The 11,094-nt window shown below is 63.1% G+C and carries 10 protein-coding genes; 3 read left to right on the forward strand and 7 right to left on the reverse strand.

Annotated elements, in window-relative coordinates; translation table 11 throughout:
• Window positions 1–7: 7 nt before the first annotated feature.
• The 6 genes from cysG to APH35_RS19805 form a co-directional block, all read right to left on the reverse strand.
• Window positions 8–1,399, reverse strand: coding sequence for a siroheme synthase CysG (cysG, locus tag APH35_RS19780; RefSeq protein ID WP_012273208.1), 1,392 nt, complete (start codon window positions 1,397–1,399; stop codon window positions 8–10).
• On the reverse strand, window positions 1,400–2,680 hold the full coding sequence (serS, locus tag APH35_RS19785; RefSeq protein WP_012273209.1) for a serine--tRNA ligase: 1,281 nt from the start codon (window positions 2,678–2,680) through the stop codon (window positions 1,400–1,402). It abuts the gene before it with no gap.
• Between the two features lie 30 nt (window positions 2,681–2,710).
• On the reverse strand, window positions 2,711–3,085 hold the full coding sequence (gene crcB / locus APH35_RS19790) for a fluoride efflux transporter CrcB (RefSeq protein ID WP_012273210.1): 375 nt from the start codon (window positions 3,083–3,085) through the stop codon (window positions 2,711–2,713).
• Window positions 3,082–4,407: a replication-associated recombination protein A gene (locus tag APH35_RS19795; protein ID WP_012273211.1), complete on the reverse strand. Its 1,326-nt coding sequence runs from the start codon at window positions 4,405–4,407 to the stop codon at window positions 3,082–3,084. Before APH35_RS19795 ends, crcB begins: the two co-directional genes overlap by 4 nt.
• A gap of 12 nt (window positions 4,408–4,419) precedes the next feature.
• Entirely contained in the window at window positions 4,420–5,043 is a 624-nt protein-coding gene (lolA, locus tag APH35_RS19800; protein WP_012273212.1) for an outer membrane lipoprotein chaperone LolA, read from the reverse strand.
• Window positions 5,044–5,105: 62 nt separating this feature from the next.
• Window positions 5,106–7,673 (reverse strand): DNA translocase FtsK, encoded by a 2,568-nt coding sequence (locus APH35_RS19805; RefSeq protein WP_370739312.1) that lies wholly within the window; start codon window positions 7,671–7,673, stop codon window positions 5,106–5,108.
• Window positions 7,674–7,967: 294 nt separating this feature from the next.
• Between APH35_RS19805 and aat the strand changes: the two genes are divergently transcribed.
• The 3 genes from aat to infA all read left to right on the forward strand — a co-directional run bounded on the left by aat (window position 7,968) and on the right by infA (window position 9,734).
• The gene (aat, locus tag APH35_RS19810; protein WP_060493186.1) at window positions 7,968–8,648 is read left to right on the forward strand and encodes a leucyl/phenylalanyl-tRNA--protein transferase; all 681 of its coding nucleotides are present in this window, start codon (window positions 7,968–7,970) and stop codon (window positions 8,646–8,648) included.
• Between the two features lie 57 nt (window positions 8,649–8,705).
• Complete coding sequence (locus APH35_RS19815; RefSeq protein WP_012273215.1) at window positions 8,706–9,413, forward strand: arginyltransferase; 708 nt, start codon at window positions 8,706–8,708, stop codon at window positions 9,411–9,413.
• 102 nt (window positions 9,414–9,515) lie between these two features.
• Window positions 9,516–9,734 (forward strand): translation initiation factor IF-1, encoded by a 219-nt coding sequence (gene infA, locus APH35_RS19820; RefSeq protein ID WP_002553999.1) that lies wholly within the window; start codon window positions 9,516–9,518, stop codon window positions 9,732–9,734.
• A gap of 87 nt (window positions 9,735–9,821) precedes the next feature.
• Here infA and APH35_RS19825 read toward each other — a convergent pair.
• Window positions 9,822–11,094, reverse strand: a 1,273-nt coding sequence (locus tag APH35_RS19825; protein WP_156341228.1) for an AAA family ATPase, incomplete at its 5' end; no start/stop codon positions are given.

The raw sequence follows: 11,094 nt of genomic DNA on the forward strand, positions 1-11,094 counted from the left end.
AGCATTGTCAGCTGTTCTGCGAACCTTCGAACCAGGCCAGCTTTTCACGCAACTGCACCACTTCCCCGACAATCACCAGGGTTGGCGCATGCACTTCATGCTGGGCCACCAGGCCCGGCAGGTCTGCCAGGGTACCGGTGAACACCCGCTGGTTTCGCGTCGTCCCCTGCTGAACCAAAGCAGCCGGTGTGCTGGCCGCTCGCCCATGGCGAATCAACTCGGCGCAAATGGTCGGCAAACCCACCAAGCCCATGTAGAACACCAAGGTCTGCGCTGGCGCCACCAGGTCATTCCATGGCAAGTTGCTGGTGCCATCCTTCAGGTGCCCGGTGACGAAACGCACCGACTGGGCATAGTCGCGGTGAGTCAGCGGAATGCCGCCATAAGCGGAACAGCCACTGGCCGCCGTGATGCCCGGCACCACCTGGAACGGGATGCCATGCTCGGCCAGTTCCTCGATCTCTTCGCCTCCCCGGCCGAAGATGAACGGGTCGCCACCCTTCAGGCGCAGCACCCGCTTGCCCTGCTGGGCCAGATCGACCAGCAGGCGGTTGATCTGATCCTGCGGCACGGCATGCTCAGCGCGGCGCTTGCCCACGTAGATGCGCTCGGCATCCCGCCGGCACATCTCGATAATGGCTGGCGCCACCAGGCGGTCGTACAGCACCACATCGGCCTGCTGCATCAGGCGCAAGGCTCGGAAGGTCAGCAAGTCCGGATCGCCCGGGCCAGCACCTACCAAGTACACCTCACCGCCCTGCTGCACCGGCGCGCCTTCTACCATCGCCTGCAACAGGCGCTCGGCTTCAGCGCCCTGCCCGGCCAGCTGGCGCTCGGCGATCGGCCCCTGGAACACGGTTTCCCAGAAGCCGCGGCGCTGGTTGACGTCTGGGTACAAGGATTTGACCTTGTGCCGGAAACGCGCCGCCAGCCCGGCCAGCTCGCCGTAGGCCGAAGGGATCCACGCCTCCAGCTTGGCGCGAATCAAGCGCGCCAGCACTGGGGCATCACCACCGCTGGAAACCGCAATCACCAGCGGCGAGCGGTCGACGATCGCTGGGAAGATCACCGTGCACAGGGCCGGCGCATCCACCACGTTGACCGGCAGGCTGAGGGCCTGCGCATCGGCCGACACCTGGGCATTGAGCCCAGGGTCGTCGGTAGCCGCGATCACCAGCCGGCAACCGACAAGGTCGGCTGCCTGATAGCCACGCACCAGCACCTCACCGCCACCTTCCCGGGCCAACGCGGCCAACTGGCCGTCGACGTCCGGCGCCACCACGCGCAGCACACCGCCGGCATCGGCCAGCAGGCGCGCCTTGCGCAAGGCGATCTCACCGCCGCCGACGACCAGCACGCGGCCGCCCTGCAGCTTGTGGAACAGCGGCAGGTAATTCATTTAGCGGATGACCTCGACGCCGCCCATGTACGGCTTCAGCACTTCCGGCACCAGGATCGAGCCGTCGGCCTGCTGGTAGTTTTCCAGTACGGCAACCAAAGTACGGCCTACGGCCAGGCCAGAGCCGTTGAGGGTGTGCACCAGTTCTGGCTTGCCGGTTTCCGGGTTACGCCAGCGGGCCTGCATGCGGCGCGCCTGGAAGTCGCCGCAGTTGGAGCACGAGCTGATTTCGCGGTACTTGTCCTGGCTCGGCACCCACACTTCCAGATCGTAGGTTTTCACTGCACCAAAGCCCATGTCGCCGGTGCACAGGGCCAGCACGCGGTACGGCAGCTCCAGCAACTGCAGCACGCGCTCAGCGTTGGCAGTCAGGCCTTCCAAGGCTTCCATCGATTTGGCCGGCTCTACCACCTGGACCATCTCGACCTTGTCGAACTGGTGCTGGCGGATCATGCCGCGGGTGTCGCGGCCGGAAGCACCGGCTTCGCTGCGGAAGCATGGGGTGTGGGCAACCAGTTTCAGCGGCAGTTGCTTGGCGTCGAGGATTTCACCCGCTACCAGGTTGGTCAGCGACACTTCGGCGGTCGGGATCAGGTAGAAGTCAGCCTCGCCTTCGCGGGTGATCTTGAACAGGTCTTCCTCGAACTTCGGCAACTGGCCGGTGCCCTGTAGGGCCGGAGCCTGCACCAGGTAAGGGGTGTAGTGTTCCTCGTAGCCGTGCTCGCCGGTGTGCAGGTTGATCATGAACTGCGCCAGGGCGCGGTGCAGGCGGGCGATCGGGCCACGCAGCACAGCAAAACGGGCGCCGGACAGCTTGGCAGCCGCTTCGAAGTCCAGGCCACCGCTGACTTCACCAAGGGCGACGTGGTCCTTGATTTCGAAGTCGAACGCCTTCGGCGTGCCCCAACGGCGCACTTCGACGTTGTCGTCTTCGCTGGCACCGACCGGTACGCTGGCGTCCGGCAGGTTGGGGATGGTCAGCAGAATGCCGTCCAGCTCGGCCTGGATGCCGTCCAGCTCAAGCTTGCCGGCGGCCAGTTCATTGGCCATGCGCTCGACGTCGGCCATCAGCGGCGCGATGTCTTCGCCCTTGGCCTTGGCCTGACCGATGGACTTGGAGCGGGCGTTACGCTCGGCCTGCAGCTGCTCGGTGCGGGTCTGCACCGCCTTGCGGCGTTCTTCCAGTGATTCGATGCGCGCGACATCCAGGCTGAAGCCACGGGAGGCCAGGCGATCCGCCACTTCCTGAAGTTGGCCGCGTAACAGTTTGGAATCGAGCATATCGTTCTCTCGTTATATGTAAGTGTTGGTTCAGAATCGGGTCAGGGACAGGCCAGCCCAGGTTGCAAGCAGCCCACCCACCACGCTGATACTGGTATAGCCCAAGGCAAGGGGCACTTGCCCGCTTTCCATCAGGCGCACGGTATCGAGCGAGAAAGAGGAAAAGGTTGTCAGGCCACCGAGGAAGCCGACAATCAAGCCAGCGCGCAATTCGATCGGCGCCAGCGGCTTGTGCAAGAACAAGCCATAGAGCAGGCCGATCAGCAGGCAGCCAACCAGGTTGACCGCCAGCGTACCGGCATAGAAGTGCCGTGGCCAGTGGGCCGCGACCCAATTGGCGGTAGCGAAGCGCAACAAAGTGCCAGCAACACCGCCCGCGCTGACCGCGGCAATGAGTGCGATCATGGTTTTCTCCGCTGACGGGGGCTGTTTCGGTCCAAGTCGGCCAAGTGGCGCAGTTTCTCGCCAATTTTCAGTTCCAGGCCACGGGGCACTGGCTGGTAGTACTGGCGTGGCTCCAGCTCATCGGGGAAGTAATCCTCACCGGCGGCGTAGGCGTCGGGTTCATCGTGGGCGTAGCGGTACTCGTCACCATAGCCCAGTTGCTTCATCAGCTTGGTCGGGGCATTGCGCAGGTGCAGCGGCACTTCCAGCGACCCATGTTCGGCGGCTTCTCGCAGCGCCGTCTTGAAGCCCATGTACACCGCGTTGCTCTTGGGCGCACAGGCCAGGTAGGTGATGGCCTGGGCCACCGCCAGCTCACCCTCGGGGCTGCCAAGGCGCTCCTGCACGTCCCAGGCTGCCAGGCACAGGCTGAGCGCGCGCGGGTCGGCATTACCGATGTCCTCGCTGGCCATACGCACCACGCGGCGGGCGATGTACAGCGGGTCGCAGCCGCCGTCGAGCATGCGGGCGAACCAATACAAAGCACCATCGGGGTTGGAGCCGCGCACCGACTTGTGCAACGCGGAAATCTGGTCGTAGAACGCCTCGCCGCCCTTGTCGAAACGGCGACGGCTGTCACCCAGCAGGCTCTGCAGCATCTCGACGTCGATCTCGCTGCCATCTTCGGCCAGGTCCGAAGCGTTCTCGAGGAAATTGAGCATGCGCCGGCCATCACCGTCGGCGGCGGCCATCAGCATCTTGAAAGCTTCGTCACCCACCCGCAGGTTGCGCTTGCCCAGGCCACGCTCTTCGGTCAGCGCACGGTTGACCAGCTTGCGCAGGGCCGCCTCGTCCAGGCTCTTGAGCACGTAGACCCGCGCCCGCGACAACAACGCGTTGTTCAGCTCGAACGACGGGTTTTCGGTGGTGGCGCCGATGAACAGCAGTGTGCCGTCTTCCACATAGGGTAGAAAGGCGTCCTGCTGCGACTTGTTGAAACGGTGCACTTCGTCAACGAACAAGATGGTGCGGCGGCCATATTGACCAGCCTGCTGCTTGGCCACCTCCACCGCCTGGCGAATCTCTTTCACCCCAGCCAGCACCGCCGACACCGTTTCGAAGTGCGCATCGCAGAACTGCGCGAGCAGCCGCGCCAGGGTGGTTTTGCCCACCCCAGGTGGCCCCCAGAAAATCATCGAGTGCAGCGCCCCCTGCTCCAGCGCCTCGCGCAGCGGTTTACCGCGCGCCAGCAGGTGCTCCTGGCCAACGTATTCATCCAGGTTGGACGGGCGCAGGCGGGCGGCCAGGGGCTGGGCGACGGGTTCGCTTCGAAACAGGTCCATGACGGGCTCTGGTTACTCCTTGATCACGTCGGCGCCTTTGGGGATGTCGAACGTGAACTTGCTGTCCGGCACCGCCTGGTTGGCCTTGACGCCATTGAACAGGATGTTGGTGCGCTGACCAACACTGTCGATCAATTGCATGTCATTGATCAGGCCCTTGCGGAACGAGACGCGCAGCGAATCGAACAGCGTGTCCTTGGTCTTGGGCTTGAGGGTGAAGTCCATCACTTCGCCCTGCTCCTTCGAGGCGATATCGAAGCTCTGGCTGATCTTCGACACGTCACCGGACAGCAGCAGAGCCGGGGTCTGGTTCAGACGCACGTCGAGCTTCTTGATGGTGGCCTGCTCCAGGTCCGGGTCCCACAGGGTGACGTTCTTGCCATCCGACACCACCACCTGCTCCTGCGGCGCATCGGTGTGCCAGTAGAACAGGCCTGGGCGCTTGACCGTCATCTTGCCCGAGGTTTCCTGCAGGCTGGTGCCATCGGCGCCCAGGGTCAGCTGGGAAAAGTTGGCCTCGATGGTCTGCGACTTCTCCAGCAGCTGGGTCAAGCGTTGTACATCTTGCTCACCGGCATAAGCCGTAACAGTGCCCAGAGCCAGGGCAGAAACCAACAGCATGCGAATCGCGCGCATGGGAATCCTCATTGAGCGTTGAAAAGGCCGGGCACCACCGTTGGCGCCCGACAGGGTGTTCATCAGTCGCGCGGGCCACCTGGGGCAATCACTTCCCGCGAGCCGTTACTGTTCATCGGGGTGACGACGCCAGCCATCTCCATCGACTCGATCATGCGCGCAGCACGGTTGTAGCCGATCTTCAACTTGCGTTGCACTGCAGAAATGGAAGCACGACGGCTCTCAAGCACGAATTGCACCGCTTCATCATACAGTGCATCGGTTTCGGCATCGTCACCATCGCCACCACCGCCGCCGCCATCGAAGCCGCTGCCGGCCTCTTCGACGCCGTTGAGGATGTCGTCGTTGTAGTCCGGGGCGCCGCGCAGCTTCCACGCTTCGACCGTGCGGTGCACTTCGTCGTCGGAAACGAACGCACCGTGCACGCGGATTGGCAGGCTGGTGCCCGGCGGCATGTACAGCATGTCGCCGTGGCCCAGCAACTGCTCGGCGCCGCCTTGGTCGATGATGGTGCGCGAGTCGATCTTGCTCGACACCTGGAACGCCATACGGGTCGGGATGTTGGCCTTGATCAGGCCGGTGATCACGTCCACCGACGGGCGCTGCGTGGCGAGGATCAGGTGGATACCGGCTGCCCGCGCCTTCTGCGCGATACGGGCAATCAGCTCTTCGACCTTCTTGCCGACGATCATCATCATGTCGGCGAACTCGTCCACCACCACCACGATGGTCGGCAGGGTTTTCAGTGTAGGCGGCTCGTCGTCCATGCTCTCGCGGCGATACAGCGGATCATGGATGACTTCACCGGCTTCCTGGGCGTCCTTGATCTTGCGGTTGAAGCCGGCCAGGTTACGCACGCCCATGGCCGCCATCAGCTTGTAGCGCCGTTCCATCTCGGCCACGCTCCAGCGCAAGGCGTTGGCGGCGTCCTTCATATCGGTGACCACCGGGCACAGAAGGTGCGGGATGCCTTCGTAGATGGACAGTTCGAGCATTTTCGGGTCGATCATGATCAGCCGCGCGTCTTCCGGGCTGGATTTGAACAGGATCGACAGAATCATCGCGTTGACACCCACCGACTTACCAGAACCCGTAGTACCGGCCACCAGCAGGTGCGGCATCTTCGCCAGGTCGGTGATCACCGGCTTGCCGCCGATGTCGTGGCCCAAGGCCAGGGTGACCGGCGATTTCTGCTCGTCGAACTGCGGCGTGGCCAGCACTTCGGAGAAGCGCACCATCTGGCGGTTTTCGTTGGGGATCTCGATACCGACGGTGGTCTTGCCAGGGATGACCTCGACCACCCGCACGCTGGTCACGGCCAGCGAACGCGCCAGGTCCTTGGCCAGGTTGGCGATGCGGCTGACCTTCACACCGGCGGCCGGTTGAATTTCGTAGCGGGTAATCACCGGGCCCGGGTGGATCGAGTCCACCGCCACTTCCACACCGAATTCCTTGAGCTTGATTTCCAGCAGCTGACCGACACCGGCCAGAGACTCCGGCGAGTACTCGATCTTCTTCTGCTCGGCCGGGTCGAGAATGGAAATCGACGGCAAGGTGCCCTCCACGGCGCTGTCGACGAACAGCGGCGCCTGCTTCTCCTTCATCACCCGCTTGCTCGGTTCCGGCGCCTTGTCGGCTGCCGGTGGCACGATCATCGGGGTTGCAGGCTGCGCACGTGGCACCACCGCGTCACGCGGCACGACCGGCTCACGGGCGAGGGTTGGCTCGCGCGGCGGGGCGGCAGGCTCGCGGCCGAGGGTTGGCTCACGGGGTTCAACCACCGGGGCGGGCGACGCTTCACGCTTGAAGATACGTTCACGCAGCGCCGGTTTGGCCGGTTCCCGCTTCTCGGTGGCCATGGGTGCAGCCCTGACCACTGGCTCATCCTCGCGCAGCTGTGCCTCGAGGCGCTTGCGCTCGTTGCGCGCTTCCCACCAGCGATTGGCCGCCCCTTGCACCAGTTCGAACAGGTCGAGGGTGATCTTGCCGGTCAGGTCCATCACCTTGAACCACGACAGATCGGTGAACACGGTCAGGCCGAACAGGAACAGGGCAATGAACATCAGCGTGCTGCCCTGCACGTTCAGCAGGTTGCGCGCCAGGTCGCCGAGGCTTTCGCCCAGTGCACCACCGGCGGAGAACGGCAGGCTCGCCGGCGGGTGGAAGTGGATATGCGCCAGCGCCGCCCCCGACAGCACCAGGAACACCAGGCCGATCAGCCGCCAGGAGAACAACCAGCCGCTCCAATCCCACGGCTGGTGGCGCTCACGGAATATCTGCCAAGTCTTGACCGCCAGCAGCAGCGGGAAGATATAGGCGAAGTAGCCCAGCACCATGAACAGGATGTCGGCGAAGTAGGCACCGGCACGCCCGGCAGCATTCTGCACCTGGTCGACGTTGCTGGTGTGGCTGAAGCCTGGGTCCGAGGTGTCGTAGGTCAGCAGCGCCATCCACAGGTACAGGCACAGGGCGCCGACAGCGATCAACGCACCTTCCTTGAGGCGATAATGCAGCTGCTGCCGCCACAGAGGCACAGGCAAGGGAGCTGGGGTTGCGGTGGATTTCTTCAAAACGCGTCTATTCCTGCGCGTGGTGCGCGTCCAATAGTGATCGGCCGCTGCGCGACCAATGAACCACTACTTTTAACATTACTGCCCGCCAGCCGCCATGACGGCACGCCGTATGGGTGTTTGAGCGGGGGCGAATCATATAGCTGCAATTTGAGCACGCATTTTCTTTTGTGACAAAGGCTTATGCTGTGTTTTTGCACAGGTGTGACAGCAAATGTAGCGGATGGTGCCTGCGGCTTGATGAATGTGTCTTAAATTGCCTGTTTTCATCGCCCGCGAAGAAGCCAAAGAGATTGACCCTGCATTTCACCCGCGCCATGCTGCCCTCTCCCCTCCCCCACCGCACGATAGACCATGCTTACCTGGCTGACTCGCGACTCGCTGACCTTCCCACCCCTGGAAAAGGCCCTGCATGACCCCAACGGCCTGCTGGCCGCTGGCGGTGACCTGAGCCCCGAGCGCCTGGTACAAGCGTATCGCCATGGCTGCTTCCCGTGGTACCAGGACGGCCAGCCGATCCTGTGGTGGTCACCCGACCCACGTACAGTGCTGCTCCCCGACCAGTTGCACGTGTCGCGCTCGCTGGCCAAGCTGATGCGCCAAGGCCGCTACCAGGTCAGCTTCGACACCGACTTTCCGGCCGTGATCGCCGCCTGCGCTGCGCCACGCGACTACGCCGACGGCACCTGGATTACCGACACCATGCGCAACGCCTATTGCGAGCTGCACCGCCGCGGCATCGCCCATTCGGTGGAGGTACGCCAGGACGGTAAGCTGGTCGGCGGCCTGTACGGCCTGGCCATGGGCCAGCTGTTCTTTGGCGAATCGATGTTCAGCCGCGCCGACAACGCCTCCAAGGTCGGCTTCGTCACCCTGGTCAACCACCTGCGCGATGCGGGCTTTGCGCTTATCGACTGCCAGATGCCCACCAACCACCTGCACAGCCTGGGTGCCCATGCCATCAGCCGCGCCGAGTTCGCCGATTACCTGGCACGCCACCTCGACCAGCCCAACAGCGCTACATGGGTTGCCTAGGCGAGTTGCCGTAGCTGGCTTACACTTAAATCAAAGTCTCACCGAGGGGGGTTGATCATGACAGAGCTGGCGCGGTTGAAGTTCTATGCCACTCAACCCCACTCCTGCAGCTACCTGCCAGACGAGCAGGCGACCACGCTGTTCCTCGACCCCAGCCAGCCGATGGACGTGAATGTGTACGCCGACTTGTCGGAAATGGGCTTTCGACGCAGCGGCGACCACCTGTACCGCCCACATTGCCAGAACTGCAACGCCTGCGTGCCGGCGCGCATCCCGGCGGCGCGCTTCATCCCCAACCGCCAGCAGCGGCGCATCCTCAAACGCAACGCCGACCTGACCGTGACGGCAGCTCGCCCGGCGTTCAAGGAAGAGTACTTCGAGCTCTACCGGCGCTACATCGAAACGCGCCACGCCGACGGTGACATGTACCCACCCAGCCGCGACCAGTTCTCCACTTTTCTGGTACGTGACCTGCCGTTCTGCTGGTTCTACGAGTTCCGCCTCGAAGGCCACCTGATGGCGGTGGCCGTGTGCGACCTGCTGCCCAATGGCCTGTCAGCGGTGTACACCTTCTACGAGCCGGATGAGGAACGCCGCAGCCTTGGCCGCTTCGCCATCCTCTGGCAGATCACCGAAGCCCTGCGCCAGGACCTGGAAGCGGTGTACCTGGGTTACTGGATCAAGAACTGCAAGAAAATGAACTACAAGACGCAGTATCGGCCTATCGAGCTGCTGATAAACCAGCGTTGGGTCACCCTCAACTGAAAGACATTGGCTTGACACGCAGTTTTCCGGCATAATCCACGCCACTTTTTTGCCCGGTGCGGTTATGCGTCGGGCCAACACTGGATCCGAGGGCTCTACTGCATGTCGAAAGAAGACAGCTTCGAAATGGAAGGTACTGTCGTCGACACCCTGCCCAACACCATGTTCCGCGTGGAGTTGGAAAACGGGCACGTCGTAACCGCGCACATCTCCGGAAAGATGCGCAAGAACTACATCCGTATTCTCACTGGCGACAAGGTCCGCGTCGAGCTGACGCCTTATGACCTGAGCAAAGGCCGCATCACCTACCGTGCGCGCTAAGCTCCAGCCATGAAAAAGCCCGGCCATGTGCCGGGCTTTTTTGTGCCTGCCAGATTACAAGGGGGCTGCTTTGCAGCCCCCCCTGCATCACGCGACCTCAGCCGTGGTCTCGAAGTCGAACACCAGTTCGCCATCGCGCAGGTCGACGTGCACCACGCCGCCATGCTCGGCCAGCTCGCCGAACAAGATCTCCTCGGCCAGCGGCCGCTTGATCTTGTCCTGGATCAGCCGCGCCATCGGCCGCGCACCCATCTGCGCGTCGTACCCCGAAACCGCCAGCCAGCCACGCGCATCATCGCTGACTTCCAGCAGCACACGCTTGTCTTCCAGCTGCGCCTGCAGTTCGATAAGGAACTTGTCGACGATGCTTTTGATCGTCTCTGTGCTCAGGCGGCCAAACTGGATGATGGTATCCAGGCGGTTGCGGAACTCTGGCGTGAAGCTCTTGCGGATCACTTCCATGGCATCGGACGCGTGGTCCTGATGAGTGAAGCCGATCGACGCCCGCGCCGCGGTTTCGGCACCGGCGTTGGTGGTCATGATCAGGATCACGTTACGGAAGTCGGCTTTGCGCCCGTTGTTGTCGGTCAGGGTACCGTGGTCCATCACCTGCAACAGCAGGTTGAAGACTTCCGGGTGAGCCTTCTCGATTTCGTCGAGCAGCAACACGCAGTGCGGTTGTTTGGTAATCGCCTCGGTCAGCAAACCACCCTGGTCGAAACCAACATAACCAGGCGGCGCACCGATGAGGCGCGACACGGTGTGGCGCTCCATGTACTCGGACATGTCGAAGCGCACCAGTTCCACGCCCAGCGCCTTGGCCAGCTGCCGCGCCGCTTCGGTCTTGCCGACACCAGTGGGGCCAGCGAACAGGAACGAACCAACCGGTTTGTCTGGCGACTTGAGGCCGGCACGAGACAACTTGATCGCGGTGGACAGCGAGTCGATTGCCTGGTCCTGGCCGAACACGGTCAGTTTCAGGTCGCGCTCAAGGTTACGCAGCAGCTCCTTGTCGGAACTGCTGACATGCTTCGGCGGAATCCGCGCGATCTTGGCGACGATATCCTCGACTTGCGGCACATCGATGCGCTTGACGCGGTTGGCCTCCGGTTGCAGACGCTGGTAGGCGCCGGCTTCGTCGATTACGTCGATGGCCTTGTCCGGCATGTGCCGGTCATTGATGTAGCGCGAGGCCAGTTCAGCGGCGGCGCGCAGGGCTTCGTCACTGTACTCGATGTTGTGGTGGCTTTCGAAACGCCCCTTCAGGCCGCGCAGAATGCCCACGGTGTCTTCGACCGATGGCTCGCTGACGTCCACCTTCTGGAAGCGCCGTGCCAGCGCACGGTCCTTCTCGAAGATG

The organism is Pseudomonas sp. NBRC 111132 (genome assembly GCF_001320565.1).
GTDB lineage: Bacteria > Pseudomonadota > Gammaproteobacteria > Pseudomonadales > Pseudomonadaceae > Aquipseudomonas > Aquipseudomonas putida_P.